This window comes from Pedobacter nototheniae, from assembly GCF_032678625.1.
GTDB lineage: Bacteria > Bacteroidota > Bacteroidia > Sphingobacteriales > Sphingobacteriaceae > Pedobacter > Pedobacter nototheniae_A.
In genome coordinates, this window is sequence record NZ_JAVTSO010000001.1 from 667,771 (window position 1) to 691,596 (window position 23,826).

The 23,826-nt window shown below is 36.4% G+C and carries 26 protein-coding genes; 7 read left to right on the forward strand and 19 right to left on the reverse strand.

Annotated elements, in window-relative coordinates:
* Positions 1–65: 65 nt before the first annotated feature.
* From R2Q77_RS03020 to R2Q77_RS03085, 14 genes are all read right to left on the reverse strand, one after another.
* Positions 66–581 carry an NAD(P)H-dependent oxidoreductase subunit E gene (locus tag R2Q77_RS03020; protein WP_316802228.1) on the reverse strand — a complete coding sequence of 172 codons (516 nt, stop codon included), beginning with the start codon at positions 579–581 and terminating at the stop codon, positions 66–68.
* The gene (locus R2Q77_RS03025; protein WP_316802229.1) at positions 574–1,788 is read right to left on the reverse strand and encodes an NADH-quinone oxidoreductase subunit D; all 1,215 of its coding nucleotides are present in this window, start codon (positions 1,786–1,788) and stop codon (positions 574–576) included. Before R2Q77_RS03025 ends, R2Q77_RS03020 begins: the two co-directional genes overlap by 8 nt.
* 5 nt (positions 1,789–1,793) lie before the next feature.
* Entirely contained in the window at positions 1,794–2,294 is a 501-nt protein-coding gene (locus R2Q77_RS03030; protein ID WP_316802230.1) for an NADH-quinone oxidoreductase subunit C, read from the reverse strand.
* Entirely contained in the window at positions 2,294–2,836 is a 543-nt protein-coding gene (locus tag R2Q77_RS03035) for an NADH-quinone oxidoreductase subunit B (RefSeq protein WP_039472971.1), read from the reverse strand. Before R2Q77_RS03035 ends, R2Q77_RS03030 begins: the two co-directional genes overlap by 1 nt.
* A gap of 201 nt (positions 2,837–3,037) precedes the next feature.
* Positions 3,038–3,409, reverse strand: a complete 372-nt coding sequence (locus R2Q77_RS03040; RefSeq protein WP_131538340.1) for an NADH-quinone oxidoreductase subunit A — start codon at positions 3,407–3,409, stop codon at positions 3,038–3,040.
* 84 nt (positions 3,410–3,493) lie between these two features.
* Positions 3,494–5,206, reverse strand: coding sequence for a tetratricopeptide repeat protein (locus tag R2Q77_RS03045; protein WP_316802231.1), 1,713 nt, complete (start codon positions 5,204–5,206; stop codon positions 3,494–3,496).
* Between the two features lie 70 nt (positions 5,207–5,276).
* The gene (locus tag R2Q77_RS03050) at positions 5,277–6,176 is read right to left on the reverse strand and encodes a substrate-binding domain-containing protein (protein ID WP_316802232.1); all 900 of its coding nucleotides are present in this window, start codon (positions 6,174–6,176) and stop codon (positions 5,277–5,279) included.
* 236 nt (positions 6,177–6,412) lie between these two features.
* Entirely contained in the window at positions 6,413–7,234 is an 822-nt protein-coding gene (locus R2Q77_RS03055; RefSeq protein ID WP_316802233.1) for a TonB family protein, read from the reverse strand.
* Between the two features lie 18 nt (positions 7,235–7,252).
* Positions 7,253–7,759, reverse strand: a complete 507-nt coding sequence (locus R2Q77_RS03060; RefSeq protein ID WP_316802234.1) for a biopolymer transporter ExbD — start codon at positions 7,757–7,759, stop codon at positions 7,253–7,255.
* A gap of 3 nt (positions 7,760–7,762) precedes the next feature.
* Positions 7,763–8,377, reverse strand: coding sequence for a biopolymer transporter ExbD (locus R2Q77_RS03065; protein WP_316802235.1), 615 nt, complete (start codon positions 8,375–8,377; stop codon positions 7,763–7,765).
* Between the two features lie 78 nt (positions 8,378–8,455).
* Positions 8,456–9,286 carry a MotA/TolQ/ExbB proton channel family protein gene (locus R2Q77_RS03070; protein ID WP_316802236.1) on the reverse strand — a complete coding sequence of 277 codons (831 nt, stop codon included), beginning with the start codon at positions 9,284–9,286 and terminating at the stop codon, positions 8,456–8,458.
* Positions 9,287–9,589: 303 nt separating this feature from the next.
* Positions 9,590–11,185 (reverse strand): phosphoenolpyruvate carboxykinase (ATP), encoded by a 1,596-nt coding sequence (gene pckA / locus R2Q77_RS03075; protein WP_316802237.1) that lies wholly within the window; start codon positions 11,183–11,185, stop codon positions 9,590–9,592.
* A 180-nt stretch (positions 11,186–11,365) separates the two neighbouring features.
* On the reverse strand, positions 11,366–11,716 hold the full coding sequence (locus R2Q77_RS03080) for a translation initiation factor (protein WP_316802238.1): 351 nt from the start codon (positions 11,714–11,716) through the stop codon (positions 11,366–11,368).
* A gap of 41 nt (positions 11,717–11,757) precedes the next feature.
* Positions 11,758–12,660, reverse strand: coding sequence for a diacylglycerol/lipid kinase family protein (locus R2Q77_RS03085; RefSeq protein ID WP_316802239.1), 903 nt, complete (start codon positions 12,658–12,660; stop codon positions 11,758–11,760).
* Positions 12,661–12,862: 202 nt separating this feature from the next.
* On the opposite strand from R2Q77_RS03085, the gene metK reads away from it, so the two are divergent.
* Positions 12,863–14,113: a methionine adenosyltransferase gene (gene metK, locus R2Q77_RS03090; RefSeq protein WP_316802240.1), complete on the forward strand. Its 1,251-nt coding sequence runs from the start codon at positions 12,863–12,865 to the stop codon at positions 14,111–14,113.
* Positions 14,114–14,168: 55 nt separating this feature from the next.
* Here metK and R2Q77_RS03095 read toward each other — a convergent pair whose 3' ends face one another.
* Positions 14,169–14,696 (reverse strand): biopolymer transporter ExbD, encoded by a 528-nt coding sequence (locus R2Q77_RS03095; protein ID WP_316802241.1) that lies wholly within the window; start codon positions 14,694–14,696, stop codon positions 14,169–14,171.
* A 129-nt stretch (positions 14,697–14,825) separates the two neighbouring features.
* Between R2Q77_RS03095 and R2Q77_RS03100 the strand changes: the two genes are divergently transcribed.
* A complete protein-coding gene (locus tag R2Q77_RS03100; protein ID WP_131538327.1) occupies positions 14,826–15,173 on the forward strand; it encodes a hypothetical protein in 348 nt (115 codons plus the stop codon).
* Positions 15,174–15,214: 41 nt separating this feature from the next.
* Here R2Q77_RS03100 and R2Q77_RS03105 read toward each other — a convergent pair whose 3' ends face one another.
* Positions 15,215–16,417, reverse strand: coding sequence for a redoxin domain-containing protein (locus R2Q77_RS03105; RefSeq protein ID WP_316802242.1), 1,203 nt, complete (start codon positions 16,415–16,417; stop codon positions 15,215–15,217).
* A gap of 124 nt (positions 16,418–16,541) precedes the next feature.
* On the opposite strand from R2Q77_RS03105, the gene R2Q77_RS03110 reads away from it, so the two are divergent.
* From R2Q77_RS03110 to R2Q77_RS03120, 3 genes are read left to right on the forward strand one after another with little or no spacing between them, the layout of a single operon-like run.
* Entirely contained in the window at positions 16,542–18,044 is a 1,503-nt protein-coding gene (locus tag R2Q77_RS03110) for a HAMP domain-containing sensor histidine kinase (RefSeq protein ID WP_316802243.1), read from the forward strand.
* On the forward strand, positions 18,032–18,727 hold the full coding sequence (locus tag R2Q77_RS03115; protein ID WP_316802244.1) for a response regulator transcription factor: 696 nt from the start codon (positions 18,032–18,034) through the stop codon (positions 18,725–18,727). The genes R2Q77_RS03110 and R2Q77_RS03115 overlap by 13 nt, the downstream gene beginning before the upstream one ends.
* A gap of 53 nt (positions 18,728–18,780) precedes the next feature.
* Positions 18,781–19,635, forward strand: coding sequence for a DMT family transporter (locus R2Q77_RS03120; RefSeq protein WP_316802245.1), 855 nt, complete (start codon positions 18,781–18,783; stop codon positions 19,633–19,635).
* Between the two features lie 72 nt (positions 19,636–19,707).
* Here R2Q77_RS03120 and R2Q77_RS03125 read toward each other — a convergent pair whose 3' ends face one another.
* Together R2Q77_RS03125 and R2Q77_RS03130 are read right to left on the reverse strand one after the other, a co-directional pair.
* Positions 19,708–19,992 (reverse strand): putative quinol monooxygenase, encoded by a 285-nt coding sequence (locus R2Q77_RS03125; protein ID WP_316802246.1) that lies wholly within the window; start codon positions 19,990–19,992, stop codon positions 19,708–19,710.
* Positions 19,964–20,593: an NAD(P)H-dependent oxidoreductase gene (locus tag R2Q77_RS03130; protein WP_316802247.1), complete on the reverse strand. Its 630-nt coding sequence runs from the start codon at positions 20,591–20,593 to the stop codon at positions 19,964–19,966. The genes R2Q77_RS03125 and R2Q77_RS03130 overlap by 29 nt, the downstream gene beginning before the upstream one ends.
* 94 nt (positions 20,594–20,687) lie before the next feature.
* Between R2Q77_RS03130 and R2Q77_RS03135 the strand changes: the two genes are divergently transcribed.
* Positions 20,688–21,596, forward strand: coding sequence for a LysR family transcriptional regulator (locus tag R2Q77_RS03135; RefSeq protein ID WP_316802248.1), 909 nt, complete (start codon positions 20,688–20,690; stop codon positions 21,594–21,596).
* A 6-nt stretch (positions 21,597–21,602) separates the two neighbouring features.
* On the opposite strand, the gene R2Q77_RS03140 is transcribed toward R2Q77_RS03135, so the two are convergent.
* Entirely contained in the window at positions 21,603–22,772 is a 1,170-nt protein-coding gene (locus R2Q77_RS03140) for a DUF1015 family protein (protein ID WP_316802249.1), read from the reverse strand.
* A gap of 539 nt (positions 22,773–23,311) precedes the next feature.
* On the opposite strand from R2Q77_RS03140, the gene R2Q77_RS03145 reads away from it, so the two are divergent.
* A complete protein-coding gene (locus R2Q77_RS03145) occupies positions 23,312–23,779 on the forward strand; it encodes an Lrp/AsnC family transcriptional regulator (protein WP_316802250.1) in 468 nt (155 codons plus the stop codon).
* The last annotated feature ends 47 nt before the right edge of the window (positions 23,780–23,826 follow it).

Here is a 23,826-nt window from a genome sequence, read left to right on the forward strand (position 1 = left end):
TATAGTCTGTAGTCTGTAGTCCATAGTCTTGAATCTGATATGACTCGCGACTTAAGACTTTCGACTTAGGACTTATTTGTCAAATCTTCAATCAATTTATCTACACTTTCGGTCGTCAGGTTTTCGTAGAAAGTATATTCCGGGCTAATTTGCAATACCGGACCAAAACCGCAGGCGGCTAAACATTCTACTCCTCTAAAGCTGAACAAGCCATCTGCTGTAACTTCTCCCTCTTTAATACCCAACTTATTTTCCAAGTGATCTAATATCTTTTCTGCACCAACTAAGCAACAAGGACCTGTACGGCAAACCTCCAAAGCATATTTACCTTGAGGTTTTAAAAAGTACATGCTGTAAAATGTTGCTACCTCATACACTTCAATTGGCTGAATGTTTAAATATTCGGCAACTTTATCCATTGCTGATGTAGGTACCCAAAGGTATTCGGCTTGCACCAAATGTAATAATGGTAACAAAGCAGATTTACTTTTATCTGCTGGGTAACGCGTTTTAATATCATCAAATTTGGTCAGCAATTCTGATGAAAACACTACAGGTGTTTGTTCTTCTACTTTAAGCATCTAATTCTCCTGCAATAATGTTCATACTACTCATGTTTATAATGGCGTCAGACAATAACATGCCTTCGCTCATTGGTGCAAACATCTGGTAATTTATAAAACTTGGTCTGCGGAAGTGTAAACGGTATGGGGTACGGCCGCCATCATTAATCAGATAGAAACCCAATTCGCCATTTCCACCTTCTACAGCGTGATAAACTTCTGCTTTTGGTGCATCAATTTCGCCCATCACAATTTTGAAGTGATAGATTAATGCCTCCATATTGTTGTAAACCTCTTGTTTTGGAGGAAGGTAAAATTCAGGAACATCGGCATGGAAAATACCTTTTGGTTCTGATTTTAATTTTTCTAAAGCCTGTTCAACAATGCGCAAACTCTGCCACATTTCCTCGTTACGCACTAAATATCTATCGTAAATATCGCCACTTGTACCCACCGGAACCTCGAAATCAAAATCCTGATACGAAGAATACGGATCGCTTACACGCACATCGTAATCTACACCGGTTGCACGTAAAAGCGGCCCAGTCCAGCTATATTCTAAAGCAGCTTCCTTGGTTACTTCAGCAACGCCAGCTGTTCTATCGATAAAAATACGGTTACGGGTTAAAAGGTTTTCGAATTCTTTTAAAGCTACCGGAAATTCTTTTAAAAATTTATTGATTTTCGCAAAAGCGATATCGTTGAAATCTCTTTCAAAGCCACCTATACGACCAATATTTGTTGTTAAACGCGCTCCACAAACCTCTTCAAAGATTTCGTAAATATGTTCACGAAACTGGAAAAGGTAAAGGAATGTAGTTGTTGCTCCCGTATCCTGACCAATAATCGTGTTACAGATAATGTGGTCGGCAATGCGTGAAAGCTCCATTACGATAACGCGCAGATAATCTACACGTTTTGGCATCTGGATATTCAACAACTTTTCAACCGTCATGTGCCAGCCCATATTGTTAATGGGTGATGAACAATAGTTCAATCGATCGGTTAATGGTGTAATTTGATAAAACGGGCGGTGTTCGGCAATCTTTTCGAAAGCACGGTGAATATACCCAATGGTTGAAACGCCGCTTACAATACGTTCGCCATCTAATTGCAAAACGTTTTGAAAAACACCGTGGGTTGCAGGGTGGGTTGGGCCTAAGTTTAAGGTTACCAGCTCACTTTGCGGGTCGTTATCTGTAAATACCGGATGGTTATGATTCATATATATTACCTTCCAAAAAATTCGTCTTTTTTATCTACCCTGTTCGGGTCTTCCAGTGGATATTGTTTAAGCATTGGGTGAACACCTAAATCATCCATATTTAATATTCTGCGTAAATCAGGATGTCCTTCAAACTTAACCCCAAAGAAATCATAAGTTTCGCGCTCCATCCAGTTGGCACCTTTCCAAACCGTTGTTGCCGTAGGGATGGTTGGATTTTGCTCTGAGATAAAAACTTTGATTCTGATTCTCACCCGCTCTACCATATTGTTCAAGTGGTAAACCACTGCAATACCATGATCTTTTCCAGGATAATGAACAGCAGTAATATCGGTTAAGAAATTAAAGCTTAAATCGTTTTTAAGAAACGAAAGTACATTGATAATAACATCCTTCGTAGTTGCAAAAGTTAACAAACCATAAGGCTCAGAAACCGCAGTTACCTTTTCGCCAAATTTCTCATTAAGCTTCGCTAAAATATTGTTATTTAGAGTCGTTTCTTCCATTATTTAATGCCGTATTGACCTAAAAGTTCTTTATAATAATCAGAGTTTCTTCTTCTGCCCGATTCGTTTTTAACTAAATCCTGAATACGTTGAAAGCCATCTAAAATAGCCTCTGGTCTTGGCGGGCATCCCGGAACGTAAACATCGACAGGGATCACTTCATCAATACCTTGCAAAACAGAATAGGTATCGAAAATACCACCACTACTTGCACAGGCTCCAACAGCCATTACCCAACGTGGCTCTGCCATTTGGATATAGACTTGTTTTAATACCGGGGCCATCTTTTTTGCGATGGTACCCATTACCATTAAAACATCGGCCTGACGGGGGGAGAAACTTAAACGCTCTGCACCGAAACGACCTAAATCGTAGTGAGAACCCATCGTTGCCATAAATTCAATTCCACAACATGAAGTTGCAAATGGAAGCGGCCATAAGGAGTTTGAACGAGCCAAACCAATCACTTTATCTAAAGAGGTGGCAAAGTAGCCAGGCCCTTCTGTTCCCGGCGGCGCATCTACTATATTAATTTCACTCATGTTTATAAACAAAAAATGCTCATCCTTTTACAGAATGAGCAACAAATTTACAATATTTTAAAGGCATTCGAACAAGCTTAACCTGATTTAGAACCTTTCTAAATAAATGAACGCTATGAGAAGTAAGTGTAGTTAATACACACTATTTGTTGTGGTTATTCGCCGTTTTCATCTAAACTCAAACTGAGCACAACAAGCAAATTAGTTCCAGTCTAAAACCTTTTTCTTAATTACATAAATAAAACCTAAAAGAAGTGTCCCCATAAATATGAACATCTCAATCATTCCGTCCATTCTTAATGTTCTGAAATTAACAGCCCATGGATACATAAAGATTACCTCTACATCGAATAAAACGAAAAGAATAGCCACCACAAAATATTTAATAGAGAATGGCTGACGCGCATTACCCACCACTTTTATACCAGCCTCAAACGTTTCAAGTTTATCGCTTGTTTTACGCTTTGGGCCTAAAAAATGTGTTGCAACCAAAGTTGTAACTACAAATCCTAAAGCAACAACTACTTGAAATATAATGGGTAAGAAATCTATTGGGGCACTTTGCGCTTGCATAATCTTTTATTTTTCTACTGCAAAAGTAAAAGAAAAAGGCAGGATAACCAAACCCTGCCTTTTCTTATTTTTAAATATTATTTATTACTTACCTTTTCCCTTTGGAGGAGCTGGTGCTTGTAATTCTTTTAACTTAGCTGGAGCATAAGTTCCAGCTGGATCGATTTGAATACTCTTAGTAAAGTATTCAATTGCTTTAGTTTTATCTTTATTAGTGTACCAAGAACCTAAAACATCATATGCTTCACTTAAATTAGCTTTGTTTGCAGCTGTTTCTTCAGGCTTAACCATACTGATAAATTTCTCATAAAAAGGAATAGCTGTACCTTTAGGATTGGTCTGATCGTCTAATATATTCGCAATCCTACCTCTCATAATATAGGCTAAAGCAAAATCTGGTTGTACTTGATTTAAATGACTTAGTGCAGAATCAGCTTCAACTAAAGCAGCAGTATTTACTGGCTTTTTATCTCTTTGAGCATAATATGCCTCATAGAATCTGTTTTCACCAATATAATAATAGTTCGTTAATGAACCTTTACCATTAGGGTTATATTTAGTCGCCAATTTAAAGATTTCAGCAGCCTTTGCAAATTTCTTAGCTTTTCTCAATGACAACCCGGCTTCGGCTAAAGCATCAGCATTTGTAGAATCTAACTTAGTTGCTTCAATAATATTATTAACAGCTAAGCTATCTTGTCCGGCTTTTAATTGTGCCTTACCCAAATAAAGATAATCGTTACCTAAAACTTTAGATTTATCAGTATTCTTAGCAAAAAATTCAGTCATATTAGTTAAAGCCTGAGGATAATTTTTATTCTCGTAGGCCGCCCAGCCTTTCATTCTTGATACTACTGCAATTTTTGGATTATCAGCAGGTACTTGGATAGCAGATGCTACTTGCTCTAAAGTCTGAAAATCTTTCGCATAAAATAGGAACTGCGCATAACGCAATTGTGATTCTAATGACTTATCAGTTAAATCAAGGTATTTTTTATAATTCTCGATTGCTTTTGCTGCTTTTTCTTTATCTGTACCAAAGCTACTCCATTGTAAGTATAACTCACCTAACTCACGATAAGCTGGGCCGTAATTTGGATCAGCAGCAATTACATCCTGTAATTCTTTTTCTCCTTCAGCGAAGGCTCTTGACTCTTTGTACATTCTCCCAATTTGGGTCTTTGCTCTTCTGTTGTTAGGATCAATATCACCAACACGTAAGTAAGGGCTTAATGCTTCTGAATTTTTCTTTTGTAAAGCATAAGTATCACCTAAAGCTAAAAACACTTCTGCATCTTTATCTTTTGAATCTAACTCATCTGCCTTGGTAATATTAGCTAATGCATTTGCAAAATCAGGTTTTGAAGTCTCATCATCTGGTTTATCTTGTGATAAATAAGCCTTACCTAATGCTAAATAAGTTTTATAATCCTTTGGAGCCATTGAAACGGCTTTATCGAAATTAGTTTTAGCAGAAGTTGGATTATTAGACAATAAATCAGCCTCTCCCAAACCAATCAGGTTAAGGTTATTTTTTGCATCTGCTGTTACACCTTTAGTAAATACTGCTCTTGCAGAATCAATGTAACCCGTTTTTAAATAAACCAGACCAAGGTTATAATAATTATCGCCGTTAGATGCTTGCGAGCTCACCAATGATTTAAGCATTGATGATGCTTTTTGATACTGTTCAGCGTCAATGGCTTTTTTCGCGTCGTTTAAATTTTGAGCAAAAACTGCAGAACCCATCAACACTAAACCTACATTTAAGGTTATTGCTTTCTTTAAAATTTTCATTGGATATTCTGTTTTTAAATAATTATGAAGCGCCTAATTTAGTTACTTCGTGGTTCAATTTATAATTTTCTTATTTTTTAGTTAAGTTAATTTCCCTGGGCATCAGCTTATGTGGTGCAAGTCCAGATTTAAGTACAATTAACTGTCCCCTCTGACTTCTTAACCATGTTGCAAATCCTGTGCCTAAACCATTCCTTCCCTCGCAATCAATAATATTAATATTTCTTAAGAAAGGATAAATTCCGCTAATTAAATTATCCTGTGTTGGCTGATAGAATTGATCATCGCCAGGCTTTCCTTTTATATTTTTAACCCCCATCGTCTTCACCCTACCCAGTTCTTCCAACACTTTCGAATTTACATCTGTAAGCCAGTTCACACCTAAAACGCCGATAAAAGTTTTATCATTTGCAACAAGTTTAATCACATCATTGCTTGAATTTTTAGAATAAACGCCGTTTGCAGGGAATTGGTTTATATTTGCTAAGTTTTTAAAGTATTGAAAAGTACTTGAGTACGTATTATCGAACACGAGTTTTTTATCAGTCTTTTTACCTTGCAATATATCAATAACTTCACTAACGTTAATTGTGCTGTCAATATTGTCTGCATTTGTAATTAATGCAATACCATCAATGGCAAAACGCGAAGTATTGATTTTGATGTTACGCTGATTATAGTATTTTTCTTCCGCTTTGGTCAGCATTCTTGGCAATACAATTACACGAACACTGTCATTCAAAAATGCAGGCAGGATTTTTTCTTCCGGTTTATATGTTGTTTCAAATGTAGCCGCGGGGTAATCCAAACTAAAAACATCTATCTGTTGCTGAACAAGAGGTCCAACACTTTCATCGACTAACATTTTCAAAGTCCCGCTTGTTCGGGTTTCTTCAATGGCTTCTTGCTTGTTCTTTCTTTTACAGGAAAGAAATGCAAGTAAAACAAATATATAAAGGGTATTTCTCATCAATAATTAATCACGCCTTCCAAGGCTTAATAATCTTACAAAAGCATAAAGGATAAGGAAAATGCCAATCCCAATTTTATAGGGTCTTGCCAGGTTTAATGGAAGATCTTTCCAAAAGATACATGCGAAGCCAATTACCAGGTAAAAAACAAACATGATAAGGCCTAAAATGAGCAAAAACCGCTGTTTAGGCGATTTTTGCTTGAAGATATCAAAATTTAACATCTAATTTTCTACTAATTTAAAGTAAAGTTAACATTGATGTTGAATTTTACCCTTACTGGTTTACCATTCTGAATACCTGGATCCCAACGAGGACTTGCCTTAAGTACACGAACAGCTTCTTCATCAGTACCGCTACCCAAACCGCGGGTAACTTGTATATCTGTTAATTTACCGTCTTTTTCAACAACGAAAGATAAAAATACTTTACCCTGAACGTTATTTTCCTGTGCCATTGGCGGGTATTTAATTGCTTTACTTAAATAAGAGTAAAACTTAGGCATACCGCCTGGAAAACCAGGTTGTTTTTCGATACTAACAAAGTCATAAACTTTATTATCATCTACTGCTACGGCTGCTTCTCTTTTTGGTCCTTCACCTACTGGTTCAGCAATTACAATATCAGCTGTTGGATCACCTTTAATATCACGCTGACCTGGATCTGCCTCTTTCAATTTCTCTACAGTAGGCGGTTCCTCATCGCGCACCAAATTATCTGGTTTAACGATTGCCGGTGGCATTTTTACCTGATCCACTTTTGGTGGGGGTGGCTCTACCGGTGGCGGAGGTGGAGTTTTTGGATCCACTGGTGGTGGCGGGGCTATAATTACTTCCTGCGCTTTTAACTGCTCATCCTGCGTATTTATAGATCCTTTAATAAGGCTATAGATTTTAGGTGAGAAAAATAACACTAAAAAGATTATAGAACCAATGATCAAAGCTTTAGTTGTGTTAGCACCATTGGTCTTACGCAACTGATAGGCTCCATAGTTTTTGTTTTTATCAGCAAAAACTACTTCAAGCCATTCTTTTCTAAAAATATCTAATTTTGACATGGTTTCTGTTTTTACTTATTATAAAATACCTTGTTCTTTCATAGCCTGTTTTTCATTATCAAGGATGTTTTCATCATCAATCTGACGAACTTTCACCTTAAGAATTTCCAAATCGTCCATAATATCAACAAAGTTTCTAAAGGTAGAACCACTTGTAGGTTTTACAAGTACTACAAATTCACCTTTAACACCTGATGCATCAGCAATTTTTCTGTTTGCAATAATTGATTTATCAACTATAGATAAATTTTCAACTGTTGGCGCTGTTTTACCAGCTTCGCCCATATACCATGCAACTTTATCTTTTTTACCTAAAAGGATAGTCATGGTTTTTGATGCTTTTAACTCCAACCTGTTATCTTTATTATTGTCGTCTTTATCTGGCTTTACAATATCCATCGCTTGTGGCGTAGAGATTGAGGTTGTTAAGATAAAGAATGTTACTAAAAGAAACATCAAATCCACCATCGGAGTCATATCAACCCTTGGTGTGGCCTTCTTCCCGCCTGTATTTAATTCTGCCATTTCTTATTTCTTTTTTGCTTTAGCGTTAGTAACCAACAAAAATTTGTTCACTTTTTGCTTCTGAAGCACATCAACGATCTTTTTAATTACAGGATATTCTTCCTGGGCATCTCCTTTAATACTTACACGCATAGGTTGTTGATTAACTTCAGCGGTAGCGGTACGAGCCTGTAAAACCCATGAATTTAACTGATTATCCGTAGAATCAGTCGGAATACCTGTTTGTACGCCTTTCTTCATCCTGTCTGAACCAGACATCGCAATAAATTTCTTTAAATCTGAAATTGGCACACCAAAAGTTGAGATTACAGAAAAACGTTGTATTTCTTCCGGAGTAAAATTAACATTGTATTGTTTACCAATTAATTCAAGAGTTCTCGCTCTTACTTTATTTCCTGCTACTTCAAAGAAAACCTTTCCCTGGCCAATGGTTAAAATGGCGTTATTTTCGGCTGGCACTTTAAACTCATACGATGAAGATGGAGTTTGTACTGCCAATGGTTCGGGTTGCCTTGCAGTTGCAGTTAAGATGAAGAAGGTAAGCAACAGTGAAGCCACATCACACATGGCAGTCATATCTGTTACTGTACTTGTTCTTTTAACTTTTATTCTAGGCATAATATAAATTACTAGTTTTAATAATGATGATCTTTTTTCCGGTTTTCCATAAAGCCGGTAAAAATTTTTTCAAAATTTTTATTTATGCGAACTAGCGTATGTTTGAACGATACTGAAACCAGCTTCGTCAATAGCGTAAGTTAACTTGTCAATTTTAGAAGTTAACACGTTGTACATGATAATAGCTACAGTTGATACCAAGATACCAGTTGCTGTGTTGATAAGTGCCTCAGAGATACCTACCGCTAATGCCGACTGATCTGGAGCGCCAGAGTTTGCTAAACCGGCGAATGCACGGATCATACCTGTTACTGTACCTAATAAACCTACTAATGTACCGATTGATACTAATGTTGCAATTACAGTTAAGTTTTGCTCTAACATTGGCATTTCTAAAGCAGTTGCTTCTTCAACCTCTTTTTGGATCGCAACGATTGATTGCTCAACATCCATATTGGTGTCAGCCTCAACTTCGCTATATTTTTTCAATCCTGATTTAATTACGTTTGCAACAGATCCTTGTTGTTTATCGCATTCTGCTTTTGCAGCTTCGATGTTACCTGCGCTTAATAATCCTTGTACTTTACGGATGAAAGTATCTAAGCTTGATTTTCCACTTGCTTTACCAATAACGATAAAACGCTCAATTGAGAATACGATTACTACTAATAATAACCCAACTAAGATGGCAACAATTGGGCCTCCTTTATAAGCTGTTCCAAGATAGTTTCCAGGTAGAGGTAATTTCTCTCTGTCGCCATCAATAAAGTTAGTGCCTTCCCCGAACACGAATCTCCAAACACAGAATCCAATTACGATACAGATTGGAATAACGAACGTTGCAAATAAATTTGCTGCACTTGAAGAGCTTTCTTTTTTAACAATTGTTGGTTTTGGTGCGTTTGCCATTTTTTTTAAATTTTTAGTTTTTAGTTCTTGTTTTTAATTTTTTAGCTTTTTTTCACTTTTGTAATACTCACAACGTTTGTTCACCTTGATTTGTTGCGAAAAACAAATTTATAAATTGATTTTAAATTACAAATTAATAAATCAATAAACAATTAAATCGTTACTTAATCATTTAGCTTACGGTTCCTCAGTATGGCGTATAACAAAAAAATTGCCTCAGCCGGAGGCAATTCTTTCACAATAAAAACTAAAAAAAAACCTAATTGCAAATTTTTCGGTGAAAAAATGCATTTTAAAGCCGAATTAGCACAATTTTAACGCTTCTTCGGGAGAATCGGCTTGTTTCACCGCTTCGAATTGCTTAAAATTCTCTAAAAATGCCGCTTCTAATTCTTCTGCTTTAATTGTATATTCTTCTTTATTTGCCCAGGTTTCGGAAGGGTCTAAAATTGCCGACGGAACATCCGGGCAACTTACCGGCATCATTAATTTAAATACATCATGTTCTTTATAGTTAACATGATTTAAACTTCCGCTTAACGCTGCCGTAATCATCGCCCTGGTATAACTCAGCTTCATCCGCTGCCCTACCCCGTACGCACCACCAGACCAGCCGGTATTTACCAACCACACATTTACGTGATGTTTCTCCATTTTTTCGCCAAGCAAAGCGGCGTACTTAGCCGGGTGTAGTGGTAAAAATGCTTTACCAAAACATGCAGAGAAAGTTAATTGAGGTTCGGTTATGCCCGTTTCTGTCCCTGCAACTTTAGCGGTATAACCGCTCATAAAATGGAACATGGCTTGTTCTACATTTAGCTTTGATATCGGAGGCAATACGCCGAATGCATCAGCCGTTAAAAAGAAAATATTTTTGGGCACAGAAGCCACTGAAGGCAAAATTGCATTGTCAATATAATCAATAGGATAGGCTACGCGGGTATTTTCTGTCTTTTTGATATTTGAAAAGTCTACATCCCTGCTGCCTTCAAAATAATTGATATTCTCTAATAAAGAACCAAATTTTATGGCTTTGTAGATTTGTGGCTCTTTTTCTGCAGTTAAATCCACGCACTTTGCATAACAACCGCCTTCAAAGTTAAAGACAGAATCTTGCCCCCAACCATGTTCATCATCGCCAATTAATCCTCTTTTCGGATCTGCAGACAAGGTTGTTTTTCCAGTGCCGGATAGTCCAAAAAAGATTGCGGTGTCACCATCGGCGCCTACATTAGCCGAGCAATGCATGGATAGTGTATTTTTATAAACGGGCAGAATGAAGTTAAGAACTGAAAAAATTCCTTTTTTTATTTCGCCTGTATAACCGGTTCCACCAATCAAAATCATTTTTTTACTGAAATTGATTACCGAAAAATTTTCCTGCCTGGTCCCATCAACCGAAGGGTCGGCTAAAAAGCCCGGGGCAGCAATAATGGTCCATTCGGGTGTTGTACCTAAAGTCTCTTCTTCAGGCCGGATGAATAAGTTATTAGCAAATAAGTTTTGATAGGCTGTTTCTGTAATCACCCTGATGGAAATGGCATAATCCGGATCAGCACAGGCAGATGAATCTCTTACATAAATGGCTTTATCGGCCAGGTAACTTGTAATTTTATTAAATAACTGCTCAAAATTTACGGGTGTGATTTTAATGTTAACATCACCCCACCAAACGGTATTTTCAGTTACTTCATCGCACACTACAAAACGATCCTTTGGAGATCTTCCGGTGAATTTTCCGGTATCAATAGCCAGCGCACCAGACGATGCCAGGCTTCCTTCTTTATTTAATAATGCTTCTTCAATTAGCTCTGCCGGAGCTAATTGGTAATGTACAGCAACATTTTTTCCTAAATTTAAATAACCTAAATCAGGCGTTTGCAGTTTCTTTATGCTCATAACAACAAGTTAGTTAGTGGAGCAAAGGTAAAAAGATATCTTTCAAAAAACCGAGCCTTTTTTGCTTATTTTTTACATATTGTAGCAAATACACTATCAATTAAACAATTGACAATCAGCGTATTAAAACCAGAATAAAGGTATTAAAAAAACCGAATTTTACACTAAGTACAGAAATATTTAGCCACCTGCTTTTTTTACTTTATAACCTTCTTTTTGAAGAATGCCAACAACTTTATCCCGAACATCACCCTGAATTAAGATTTCGCCATCTTTAACTGAGCCTCCAACCCCGCATTTAGTTTTAAGCATTTTTCCCAACACCTCTAAATCTTCACTTTTGCCTTTAAAGCCTGTAATTAAAGTAACCGCTTTACCACCACGATTTCTTTTATCAAGCTGCACACGAAAATCCTGTTGCTGGTTTGGAGGGGTTATTGTATCCTCCACTTCTTCTTCGTATTCAAATTCAGGATTTGTAGAGTACATAATCCCGCCCAAGTCGCTTAAATTATTTTTCTTTGGTTTCATAACTATAAATTAACGGGCACATTTTACCAATAACCGTTTTACTAAGGAACAATTACCTGCAAAGATAGTGGGTTAACGCTTATTTCTAAATCTTTTCCCATGTACAGGGGTTCGCCATCTACATGCACAGCGGATTCTTTCTGGCGAATTATTTTAATGTTTTTACCTTTAATAATTTCGATCATATCAGAGGTTTCTGCCGTTCCCCTTAGCATTACATAGCTTAACACTGGTAATTTAAGGAGTGAAAACGGCCTGATGATGCAAACATCAAGCAAACCATCTTTTACAGATGCATTAGGTGCGATAAAAACATCATTGCCGTATTGCGAAGAATTGGCAATGCTAACGGCAAATGCTTTCCGTTTATATTCTACACCGTCTATATTAATCAGGTATTCTTGTGGCTTATAATTAAATACTTCCTGTAGCCCCAGTTTTAAATATCCACTTAATCCTCTCTTCTTATCGTTTGAGAATACTGAGCTTAAATGCGCATCGAAACCCATACCTGCCAAATTAAAAAATGGGCGGTCGTTAAAGACTGCACTATCTATCTTATCCACTTTTTGGGCATTAAGCAATAGTATTGCTTCTTTTAAGTCTGTAGGGATTTTAAGAAATCTTGCCAATCCATTCCCTGATCCTAAAGGCAAAACACCAAGTATTTTTTGATGCAGCATAACTTTTGTTGCCACCTCATTTATAGTACCATCGCCACCGGCTGCCACAATTATGTCAAAATTTTTGCTCGCAGCCTCCTCTGCAATTTCCGCAGCATGCCCAACATACTCCGTAAAACTAAAGTTTGGGCTAAACTTTTCCTTATCCAAATACCTATCTATAAGTGCTGGAATACGTAATTTCCCCTTCCCGCCCGAGATTGGGTTTATAATGAATAAGATATTGATTTTGACTTGCAAAGCTTTTGAATGTGGGCACAAAATAATCTATAATTTTTGAAATAAAGAAAATATGCTAATTTTGCAGCATTAAAAGTGGACTGATTTGCTACTCTAATTAATTGGAGCCGGATTGCAACCACTTAAAAAAAAGTGCTAATGCCACCTTCAATCATTTTAAAACCTGTTTCCAGGGGTCATTGGCGATATTAATTGTTTATTTATATTATTAATTATTTAATAAATGTCGTATTTATTTACATCAGAATCCGTTTCTGAAGGCCACCCGGATAAAATTGCTGATCAAATTTCGGATGCACTGATTGATAACTTTTTAGCTTTCGACCCCGAGTCGAAGGTTGCATGTGAAACTTTGGTTACAACAGGTCAGGTTATTTTAGCAGGTGAAGTAAAATCTAAAACTTATTTAGACGTGCAGCAAATTGCACGTGATGTAATCAAGAAAATTGGTTACACCAAAAGCGAATATATGTTTGAGGCAAATTCTTGTGGGATTTTATCTGCAATTCATGAGCAGTCGCAAGATATTAACCAGGGTGTTGACCGTACCACTAAAGAAGAGCAAGGTGCGGGCGATCAGGGGATGATGTTTGGTTATGCAACAAACGAAACTGAAGATTTTATGCCTTTGGCATTGGATCTTTCTCATAAATTACTACAGGAGCTTGCTGTTTTAAGACGTGAAAATAATGAAATTACTTATTTACGTCCGGATGCAAAAAGCCAGGTTACTTTAGAATATGATGACAACAATAAACCTGCCCGTATTGATGCCATTGTAATTTCTACACAACATGATGATTTTGATGAGGAAAGCACTATGCTTGCTAAAATCAAAAAAGATTTAGTGGATATATTAATTCCGAGAATTATCAAAAATAATCCTCAATATGCACATTTATTCAACGATAAAATTGAGTACCACATTAACCCAACCGGTAAATTTGTTATTGGTGGGCCCCATGGTGATACGGGTTTAACCGGAAGAAAAATTATTGTAGATACTTATGGCGGTAAAGGTGCGCATGGTGGTGGCGCTTTTTCTGGTAAAGATCCAAGTAAGGTAGATAGAAGTGCTGCTTATGCAACCCGTCATATTGCTAAAAACTTAGTTGCTGCAGGTATTGCTGACGAAATTTTGGTACAGGTATCTTATGCCATTGGTGTGGCAAAACCAATGGGTATTTATATTAATACTTATGGTACTGGTAAAGTGAATAAAACAGATGGCGAAATTGCTAAAATTGTAGAATCTATTTTTGATATGCGTCCGTACTTTATCGAGCAACGCTTAAAATTAAGAAATCCTATTTATAGCGAAACTGCTGCTTATGGCCACATGGGACGTAAATCGGAAACGGTGAGTAAAACTTTCAGAACACCAAACGGTGAAGAAAAAACAGTTTCTGTAGAGCTATTTACCTGGGAGAAATTAGATTACGTAGATCAGGTTAAAGCTGCTTTTGGCATTTAAGAATTTAATAAAATAATTTTAAAGCCTTCCCAACAATCGGGAAGGCTTTTTTGCTTTACAAGCCTTTGCTTTTCATGAAATCTTTCTCCCGATCAGAGATGTGTTCATCATCAATGGAATAAGATTTTATTGCGCCTATTTTCATTTCGTCCAGCACATCAACAAAATCCTTAAATTTTGAAGTTTTTGTTGGTTTAATAACCACAATCATATGCTTTGCAGGATTATTCTGATGTGTTTTAGCAACCACTTGTTTGTTTAGTCTAATGACCTGTTGTATATTTTTCATCGGGCTAACTTTCAGCTCTCCCTTTTCCATTTCGCCCATATAATAAACAACTTTGTTGTTTTTCCCCAATAAAATAGTCATAGTCCGCGATGCAGCCAAAGGCATTAGCTCTTCGCTTGGAATAGGCTTTGCTATTTCTGCTGCATTTAAACTTCCCAATGAAGTGGTGAGCATAAAAAAAGTGGTCAGCAAAAACATCAGATCCACCATTGCGGTAAGATCTACCCTTGGGGTTGGTTTTTTAGTTCTTCCTTTAACAGCCTTGCCATTTTGAGGAACATTTAGAGTTGCCATATTCGTTTAGGTTTTTAATGATGATGGCAAAGTGAGGGAAATTGCATAAGCAGATTAAATTTAATTAATCGTGTTAAGAAAACCATTTGCGCGGCCACTTGTTTAATTAGTATTAAAAATCATATAACTATGGAACAGTCGACTGCAATGAACACTTTAAGTCAGATTTTAGAAAAGCTGAGGTTAAAAGGAAAAGATAACGAATTAAAAATGTCTGATCACGGTAAAATGCAGGCATTAAGTTTAGGAAAAATTTACAAACCAGAAGATTTAACTATTGTTAAAACTTACCGTTTTGAAGGTGATTCTGATCCGGCAGACAATTCGGTTCTTTATTTAGTAGAGGATCAGGATAAAAATATTGGCTATATTTTAGATGCATATGGTATTTATTCTGATCATATCGGATCATCTTTTGATGATTTTTTAAAGAAAATACCAACCGCCGACCGGGACGAACAAGAATTGTTCTCCTAAAACAAAAAGGCACGATTAAATCGTGCCTTTTTGTTTTAAAATTATTTATAAAAAACTAAAACCCTCATTTTTTTATTCTTCTTTACCAGATCAAGGCCCACATCGGTTATTGATTTCATTACCCCTGCCCTGTTTCGTATTTCCACATTGGTTTTAATATCATAACGCTGTGTTAAACCTGTTTCATCAACCACAGGCAAATCAAATTCATTGCTTAAATAATCATTGGCAAACTCAGCCAAACTAACACCAGTTCCTTCGTAGCCCATGCCACTAAAACCATAACTTAATACAGTTTCATGAGATTCTTTTTGATTAAAACCAATATTTATTAAGGCATAAACTGGCATTTCTCTAAGCTCTATCCTTGCTTTTACAGGCATTAACTGTGCAAGTTTATTTTGTAGTGCGTTATATAAGCTATCCTTATTACTTGGTTTAATTAATAAATCGAGGCAAAATAAGCGCTCTTTATTTTCAAAATCAGAAACCATTTTTTCTGGAACTTCATAAGCGACCTGCTTAGGTGAAACAATATCATATGCATCCCGGTATATCATTTCGGCCGAATTATTTATAAAAGTTATTCTCCTGTTTCTAAAAGGGCTTTTGAGTCCGTATTTTTTAGCCATGCTTGATTGCCCAACCATGTAACTTCTAATGGTAAAACTCTCGGTTAAAGTTGTATCAACAGCAAAAAGATCTTCGTTTCCGTTTGCCGGCTTCTCTTTTAAGACAGCACTTGATTTTATAGCTTCACCTTTGATCAGTTTATCGATCATCATTTGGTTTATCGAATCGGTTTTAACCAAAGCAACTACTTTTCCCTTTGGATTTATGATGGCACTTTGTCCAACATACGAAAATCCAAATAGCTGATAAAATGTAGAGCATGTATCGCTTGCCAGCCAAAGTTTTGATGGCTTCTTCTTTAAAAAATTAACCAACCTACCGGGTTCGTCATTAGAAATGGCAATAACTTGAATAGTTGAAGCATTTTGATTTTGAAGTTTAGCCAAAGCATCCATTTCAGGAATACAGGGACTACACCAGGTACCCCAAAAATTTAAAATGTATATTTTATTTTCATTGGTTTTACCCGGTTGAATAACTTTTGCCGGAGCATTAAATAAATTGTGTATTGGTATAGCTGGAAATTGATCGCCATTTTTTATTTGCAATCCTTGTGCAACGGCAGATAACGTTAGTACCCAAAAAAGAAGATTTAGAAAAATTGTTTTCATGATTTTAGTTTGTTTCCTCAAAATTGAAAAACAGGAGGATCAAAATAGGTTATCTTCCATGTTATTTTAGGTTATATTATGTTAATGAACATTTCAGATTTACAGATTTAGCCTACATTTGAGCATGCGAAAAAGCACCAATCTGCTTATTTTAATCTGTTTTACTGCAATGGTTGCCCTTTTGACGCTACAGGTTTATTGGATTGTAAAATATTACAGCAACACAACCGCAAATTTTGAGAAAGAAATTAACCTCGCTTTTGAAGATGGCATAAAGAAGGAACTAAGTTTGAGATGCGATACTATACAAAATATAATTGAGCGTAAAATCCTCGATACCAATGCTTTTGTGATTAGTGCGAGGTTAGATAAAAAAGAACAAAAATATATTTACACAATAGCTTCAAAAGGCAACCTCAAAGATAAATTTTCCTCCTCTTTTTCCTTGCATGACTATAATAAACCATTACCGGCGAACAGCGCAGATACTACCGTAAGAAAGCATGTAGCCGGAACGCTTGCCTTATTAATGCGAGAAGAGGATTTAGAATCGCACAGCATTTACTACAGAACCCAAAAGCTGGGTGCTTTTATGGTTAACCAGGCTGCAAAGTATCAATTTGACACAACCCGTTTAAGACCCGCTTTTAATATTTATTTAAAAGAGAGAAATATTCATGTCCCATATCGTTTTATCGTTAAGAAAAATGACAGTACCAATAATAAGCGCACCATTACATCAAAAGATTATTCTGTTGTAACAAAGGCATTTGCAACCTATAGATATACTGATGACCAACGATTTGTACGTGCAGCATTTAAAAGCCCGTTTGCATATGTATTATCGCGTATGTGGCTTATGTTATTATCCTCCGTAGCTATGGTTATAACTGTATCGGCTTGTATGGTTTTTATTTTAAAAAGCCTTTTCAAAGAAAAAAGATTGGCTGTTATCAAAAATGATTTTATCAGCAATATTACTCATGAATTTAAAACCCCTATTGCCACTGTTACAGTCGCTATTGAGGCATTGAGCAATCCGGAGATTCGAAATAATGACGATAAGCACAGCAGGTATTTGCTTCATGCTAAAAATGAAATTGAAAGGTTAAATCTTTTAGTAGATAAAGTGCTCAATATTGCCATTTACCAAAACGGAGATTCGTTCTTGCATAAAGAGGATTTTAATTTTAATGAATGCATTCGCGAATTAATTAAGGTACATGAAATTACTGCTGCGAAAAATACAACTATTAGTTATGAAAGCGACAGTAAAACAACTTCCATAAAAGCTGATAAAATACAATTTCAGCATGCAATAAATAACATTATCGATAATGCTGTTAAATATTCAAACGATGCGGCAAATATCAAAATTACGGCATTAAAGAGAAATGATTTTTTAGTTATAGAAATTGAGGATAATGGTATTGGTATAGCAGAAAAAGATATAGATGTAGTATTTGAAAAGTTTTATCGAGTAGGAACAGGAAACAACCATCCGGTAAAAGGTTTTGGGTTAGGTTTAAATTATGTAAAGCAAATTATGAAACTACACAATGGCTGGTACAGAATGGAGAGTAAGTTAGGCGTTGGAACAAAAATCACCTTGGGATGGCAACTGTAAGTAAGATTCTTTTTACGGAAGATGAGCCCGCACTCGCTGAAATCGTTAAAGAAACCCTCGTTTTAAAAGGTTTTGAGGTTTTTCATGCCACAACTGCCAAAGAAACAATTGGGTTGTTCCATAAAGTAAAACCCGATATTGTTGTACTGGATGTTATGCTACCTGATGGGAATGGCTTTTCTATTGCTAAACAGCTCAGGCAAACGGATTATGTAACACCAATTATCTTTTTAACATCAAAATCTCTTCCTGCTGATGTGGTTACTGGTTTTGAAAGTGGCGGAAATGACTATTTAAAAAAACCCTTCAGTATTGAAGAGCTTATAATAAGAATAAGGGCCTTGCTGAGTCAAAACCGCTTACTAATTAAAACAGAGGAAAATAAAAAGCAGGTAATTGAGATTGGGAATTACCAATTCCATTACCCTGAAGGACTATTAAAACTTGCTGAAAACAAAAAAATGTTAACCACAAGGGAGGCTGAAATTCTGCAAATGTTAGTACTGAATAAGAACCGCATGCTCGATCGAAATGTTATTCTAAATGCGCTTTGGAGCAATAACGATTATTTTTCAGGTAGAAGCCTGGATGTATTTATAACTAAATTGAGAAAATATTTAAAAGATGATCCCGCAATTTTCATTATTAATATAAGAGGACAAGGGTATAAATTGGTTTATTAGGCCTTTTCCTGGCTGGAAATGCGTAATTTTGCATTTTATTTCCCAATCCATTAATGAAAAGCAAGTTACTCAATATCCCTCCTCTTCCTGCCGTATTATTAGCCATTTTAAGTGTGCAATTTGGTGCCGCAATAGCAAAGGGACTGTTTCCTACAATAGGAGCGGCCGGTACTGCTTCATTAAGAATTGGTTTATCTGCCGTAATTTTAGTTATTGCTTACCGCCCTAATTTAGGCAAACTAACCGCCAAGCAATGGAAAGCCGTAATTCCTTATGGGCTTTCATTAGGCGCCATGAATATGGTGTTTTATTTGGCCATTGAAAGAATTCCGATTGGCCTTGGGGTAACCCTGGAGTTTTTTGGCCCCTTATTGGTGGCCATCCTTGGTTCGAAAAGAGTAATTGATTTTCTATGGGTTGTACTTGCCGGTGCGGGCATCGCTTTAATTGCACCATGGACTGGAAAAGGTGTTGACCTGGTGGGCGCTTTACTTGCGCTTACTGCAGGTGGATTTTGGGCAGCCTACATTCTATTGGGTGGCAGGATATCTAAAATTATGAACGGTGGCGATGCCGTAACCATTGGTATGTTATTTGCAACCGCGCTTATCGTTCCGTTTGGGATTTTTAGCGGAGGACTAAACAACCTTAACCCCAAATTATTAGGCTTAGGTGCTGCCCTTGCCCTATTATCAAGTGCCATTCCTTTTACACTGGAAATGAAAGCTTTAAAACAACTTCCTTCGCGTACCTTCAGTATTTTAATGAGTTTAGAACCTGCGGCAGCATCCATTTGCGCTTTTATATTTTTACAAGAAAAACTAAACTTCACAGAGTGTTTAGCGGTGGCCTTTGTTGTTATTGCCAGCGCCGGCTCTACCCTTACCGCAAAAAGGGCTAAATTATAATTACCATAACGAGTGGCAACCGCTTATTATACAGCTGCAACTCGTTCACCCTTTAATTGGTCTAATTTTTTACTACGCTAATTTCTCTGTGCTGTAAATCACGATTTCATTAGCCAAATCTTTAGATTTTTCTCCAAATGCTTTAATATAGGTCTGGTTATTATGTGCATCAAGGCCAGCCTGGCTGGCCCATTCTTCATGGAAAATAAAAATATTTTCTTCAACCTGCTGGTGGAGGTCGTATTGTAAACAGGCTTCCTCTCTTCTTGAGTTTACCACCATATCCAGTAAAATCGCTTTCAGTTCTTCTACTTTTTCTACTTTACCCTTAATGGTTACTGTTAGATAAATGCTCATATTCTTTTAAATTAATAAAATTTTGGTTTAAATGCGTTTGGTACAATTTCATATCGTTAATTACATCTGCATTTTTTTCTACATCGTGAAAGTGAATTCCAGGAATAGGTTCCATACCCGTAAATGCATTCATTCTATGAAAACCAAATAAGATGCCATCATCTACACTTGTTTGATTAAAAAATTCTCCAGGTAATGTAAACGCTTCTTTTGGTGCATTCCAGGAAGTAGTAACCATATATTTCCGTCCGTGCAGCATGCCCCCTGTTCCGTAATTGATTTTTGGATTTGCCGATGACCGACCATCGCTGTGGTAAATCCCACTGCTGTGTCCTTCGGTAAACACTACATCAATATATTTTTTAAATTCGTGCGGCAGCTGAAACCACCATATTGGTGTGTGGTAAATTACTATATCGGCCCAAACATACTTTGCAACTTCTTCTTTTGGATCGTAACTGTGGTTAACATTGGTGGTTTTAACTTCAAACGCTTCTAAACCAGAAAAAAATCCAGCCGTTGCTTCGGCAATGGTTTCATTAAATTTCCCGCCAGAATGCCCAAATTTTTGTCCGCCGTTAATGATGAATATCTTTGTCATATCGTTTTTCTTTTTTTGATGAAACAAAATTACTTGGATATTAATTATCATAAAAATAAGTTAAATCATATCTTTGTATCATAATTATAATAGCATGGTTAATTTAGAATGGTATAGAAGTTTTAAAGCGATTTATAAAACAGGTACTTTAACCGGTGCTGCTGAAAGTCTTTTTATTTCGCAACCAGGTGTAAGTCTGCACTTAAGTTCTTTAGAAAGTTATGTGGGCTACAAGTTATTTGAGCGTACCGGAAGAAGAATGTTGCCTACCGAGAAAGGTAAGGTTCTTTATAATTTTGTAGTAGAACCTTTAACCAAGCTGGAAGAAGCTGAAAAGAATTTCCAGAAAAGCACGGAAAAGCATACCCCTACCATAAGCGTGGGCATGTGTTTCGAAACTTTCCAGATTACACTGGAACAATACATCTCTACATTACCTTTTAATGTTATTATTAGATTTGGGGAGTATCCTGAAATGCTCGATCAATTGGATAAAGGCATTTTAGATTTAATTATTACGCCACAAAAAGGAAATTCTTCCAATATAGAACACGAAGCTTTTTCATCAGAAACCATTGTTTTAGTTGGCGGAAATGAAACCGATGAAGAAACTTTTAAAAAAATAGCCGGTAAGAAAGATAATGCAGCCATTGAAGCGTGGCTTAAAAGCCAGAAATGGTATGGCACCACCGGAGATATGGAACATTTATTGCGTTTTTGGCAGTTAAATTTTGGCAAGCACCCCGATTTCAGGCCAAATTATATCGTACCCAACTTAAACTCGATTGTACGCTGTCTTTCCGCAGGTAGCGGCCTGGCGATTATTCCTGATTTTTTATGCAAGAGAGAGGTTGATAAAGGACAGATTAAAGTGATTTGGGAAGGTTCGACCAAACTTAAAAACACGCTCTATTTTGGCTGCAGAAAGAAAACTCAATATTCTGGCGAGATTGATTTAATAAAAAGTTTATTCAAAAAGGTAATGGCAAGAATAGAAGATTAATGCGCGCTATTCATCATCAAGTTTGTGGCTGTATAAAAGTAAACCAAAAGGAATTTTAGGCTCAATAAAGGTAGATTTGGGTGGCAAAATAACTTTATTTTCAACCTGGCCAATCAATTCATCTATACTCATCGGGTAAAGTGAAAAAACAACAGCATCAGGATTTGCCCCGGTTACAGCTAACATTTCTTCCCATTGACTGGAAGAATAGGAATGTAAACAAAGATTGGATGCTGGGTTATCAATATTAAACACGGGCTGCAAAACTTTGCGCTGCAAAATAACCACATCGGTTTCGTACTCAAGCGTGGATTGACCTGCTATTAAATCTAACCGATACCATATGCCATTATGAAAAACACCAAAGCAGTGCTGCTTATTTGGACGAAACGGGGTATTGCCCGGAATTGGTGAAACATAAAAATATTCTTCAAGTACTTTAAATAATCCGGTTTTTGATATTTTCTTTTCGGGAATAATCAGTCGGTTAAATTCACTTATTTTAATCTGATTACTGGGCACGTACAAGGCTGTAATCCATTGTGCCCTGGTTTTATGCAATTTCTCTGCGGCGGCCAGTCTATGATGTCCGTCGGCAACATAAACGCGATCAACGTTTTGAAAAGCTTTTTTAAATTTTTCGATAAGAAGGTTATTCTTAACTTTCCATAAACGATGTTCATTCTCTCCTATCGTAAAAACATCCGCCTTTTCAGATTTTATTATATTTTCGATTAAACTATTAATTTCAGCCTGCGGACGGTAGGTTAGCAAAACGGGCGACCCTTCTAAACCAATATCTTTTCTATACGCAATCAGCCGGGTTTCACGCTCTGCCAAAGTATTTTCGTGCGTAATCATAGATCCATTCACCAAATCCTCAATATCAGTCATCACCCACACACCGTATTGCTTACAATGGTTAATTTCTAATTCATATATGTAAATCGCCGGGTGTTTTTCCTGATGGTATAATCCGGCATCAATAAGTTCACTTAGGTTCCTGTCATAAGTCTGGATACTTTCAAAACCTAAAGAAGTTCCTTTTTTTGGTTCAAGCATCCTTTTTATTTCCAGCATTTCCTTTCCCAATCCAGCCTGGGCTTGCGTTACAAACCGACTATTAATCTGGTCGCCATTAGGGCGCAAAGCGCTGAATGCTTTAATATTTGCCATATGCCTAAATTGTTATTGCTAATTTGAACCAAAAAAATTTAAACCTCTGCTCTGTTGCCACCACTGTAATCCTTCATAAAACAAAACCTTAGTCAATCAGCGACAGGAAATTGAGATTAACATCTGCATACAACGTTTGCACTATCCTTTTGTTTAAATTAATGTTGAAGCGGAAATAAATCAATTCTCTGCATCCCTATGCTAATCATAAAAGTTGAGACATCAATATTCGGTTGTTACTTACCCCGTAAATATCAGCTGTTTATCGGTTTAAAAGCTATAGCGTCCAAAATTTAAGTGAAAAAACTATTTCTAACATCTTTTGCCTTTTATTTATTTGGTTTGTAAATGATTGCTGCAACAAGTACAGAATTAAATTCTTTACATGACGTCTTCAAACAAGTATTTATTGTATAATTTACACTAAGAAAACAATACCTTTTTAGATATTTTATTGCTTCACATTAAAGTAAGTTTAATTTTTAGATATATTTGAGTATCCTTAAAAAAGCAAAAATAAAACACTAAGTCAAACATCTATGAGTGCTAATACATTGGATCAAACTGATATTGCCATATTAAATTTGCTGCAAAAAGATGGCTTGATGACACAAAAGGAAATGAGCCATCAACTTCAAAAGAGCATAACTTCTGTTGTTGAACGTGTAAAAAAACTAAAAGAGGCTGGCTTTATTAAAAACACGGTTGCTTTGGTTAATATCCAGAAGATAAAATCCTTATTTATTGCTTTTCCGCACATCCAACTCACCAACCACTCAGAAGAAGTTTTAAGACAATTTGAACTGGAAGTTGTAAAATTACCCGAGGTAATGGAATGTTACCGCCTGACTGGTAATTTTGATTTTATGCTTAAAATGGTGATGCCTGATATGGTGACATACAACGAGTTTTTACAAGGGAAATTACGGTCGCTACCCCATGTAGGAAGCATTCAGAGTTTTTTAGCCTTATCAGAAGTTAAACATCAAACGGCTTATCCCCTGTAATCGTTACTATTCATCCTTCCTGGTCTTATTCAAAAAAAATAAAACAA

What these genes read in the sequence shown, in the direction of transcription:
- R2Q77_RS03020 (WP_316802228.1), bottom strand. Translation starts at nt 581, where the DNA reads ATGCTTAAAGTAGAAGAACAAACACCTGTAGTGTTTTCATCAGAATTG.
- R2Q77_RS03025 (WP_316802229.1), bottom strand. Translation starts at nt 1,788, where the DNA reads ATGAATCATAACCATCCGGTATTTACAGATAACGACCCGCAAAGTGAG.
- R2Q77_RS03030 (WP_316802230.1), bottom strand. Translation starts at nt 2,294, where the DNA reads ATGGAAGAAACGACTCTAAATAACAATATTTTAGCGAAGCTTAATGAG.
- R2Q77_RS03035 (WP_039472971.1), bottom strand. Translation starts at nt 2,836, where the DNA reads ATGAGTGAAATTAATATAGTAGATGCGCCGCCGGGAACAGAAGGGCCT.
- R2Q77_RS03040 (WP_131538340.1), bottom strand. Translation starts at nt 3,409, where the DNA reads ATGCAAGCGCAAAGTGCCCCAATAGATTTCTTACCCATTATATTTCAA.
- R2Q77_RS03045 (WP_316802231.1), bottom strand. Translation starts at nt 5,206, where the DNA reads ATGAAAATTTTAAAGAAAGCAATAACCTTAAATGTAGGTTTAGTGTTG.
- R2Q77_RS03050 (WP_316802232.1), bottom strand. Translation starts at nt 6,176, where the DNA reads ATGAGAAATACCCTTTATATATTTGTTTTACTTGCATTTCTTTCCTGT.
- R2Q77_RS03055 (WP_316802233.1), bottom strand. Translation starts at nt 7,234, where the DNA reads ATGTCAAAATTAGATATTTTTAGAAAAGAATGGCTTGAAGTAGTTTTT.
- R2Q77_RS03060 (WP_316802234.1), bottom strand. Translation starts at nt 7,759, where the DNA reads ATGGCAGAATTAAATACAGGCGGGAAGAAGGCCACACCAAGGGTTGAT.
- R2Q77_RS03065 (WP_316802235.1), bottom strand. Translation starts at nt 8,377, where the DNA reads ATGCCTAGAATAAAAGTTAAAAGAACAAGTACAGTAACAGATATGACT.
- R2Q77_RS03070 (WP_316802236.1), bottom strand. Translation starts at nt 9,286, where the DNA reads ATGGCAAACGCACCAAAACCAACAATTGTTAAAAAAGAAAGCTCTTCA.
- pckA (WP_316802237.1), bottom strand. Translation starts at nt 11,185, where the DNA reads ATGAGCATAAAGAAACTGCAAACGCCTGATTTAGGTTATTTAAATTTA.
- R2Q77_RS03080 (WP_316802238.1), bottom strand. Translation starts at nt 11,716, where the DNA reads ATGAAACCAAAGAAAAATAATTTAAGCGACTTGGGCGGGATTATGTAC.
- metK (WP_316802240.1), top strand. Translation starts at nt 12,863, where the DNA reads ATGTCGTATTTATTTACATCAGAATCCGTTTCTGAAGGCCACCCGGAT.
- R2Q77_RS03095 (WP_316802241.1), bottom strand. Translation starts at nt 14,696, where the DNA reads ATGGCAACTCTAAATGTTCCTCAAAATGGCAAGGCTGTTAAAGGAAGA.
- R2Q77_RS03100 (WP_131538327.1), top strand. Translation starts at nt 14,826, where the DNA reads ATGGAACAGTCGACTGCAATGAACACTTTAAGTCAGATTTTAGAAAAG.
- R2Q77_RS03105 (WP_316802242.1), bottom strand. Translation starts at nt 16,417, where the DNA reads ATGAAAACAATTTTTCTAAATCTTCTTTTTTGGGTACTAACGTTATCT.
- R2Q77_RS03110 (WP_316802243.1), top strand. Translation starts at nt 16,542, where the DNA reads ATGCGAAAAAGCACCAATCTGCTTATTTTAATCTGTTTTACTGCAATG.
- R2Q77_RS03115 (WP_316802244.1), top strand. Translation starts at nt 18,032, where the DNA reads ATGGCAACTGTAAGTAAGATTCTTTTTACGGAAGATGAGCCCGCACTC.
- R2Q77_RS03120 (WP_316802245.1), top strand. Translation starts at nt 18,781, where the DNA reads ATGAAAAGCAAGTTACTCAATATCCCTCCTCTTCCTGCCGTATTATTA.
- R2Q77_RS03125 (WP_316802246.1), bottom strand. Translation starts at nt 19,992, where the DNA reads ATGAGCATTTATCTAACAGTAACCATTAAGGGTAAAGTAGAAAAAGTA.
- R2Q77_RS03130 (WP_316802247.1), bottom strand. Translation starts at nt 20,593, where the DNA reads ATGACAAAGATATTCATCATTAACGGCGGACAAAAATTTGGGCATTCT.
- R2Q77_RS03135 (WP_316802248.1), top strand. Translation starts at nt 20,688, where the DNA reads ATGGTTAATTTAGAATGGTATAGAAGTTTTAAAGCGATTTATAAAACA.
- R2Q77_RS03140 (WP_316802249.1), bottom strand. Translation starts at nt 22,772, where the DNA reads ATGGCAAATATTAAAGCATTCAGCGCTTTGCGCCCTAATGGCGACCAG.
- R2Q77_RS03145 (WP_316802250.1), top strand. Translation starts at nt 23,312, where the DNA reads ATGAGTGCTAATACATTGGATCAAACTGATATTGCCATATTAAATTTG.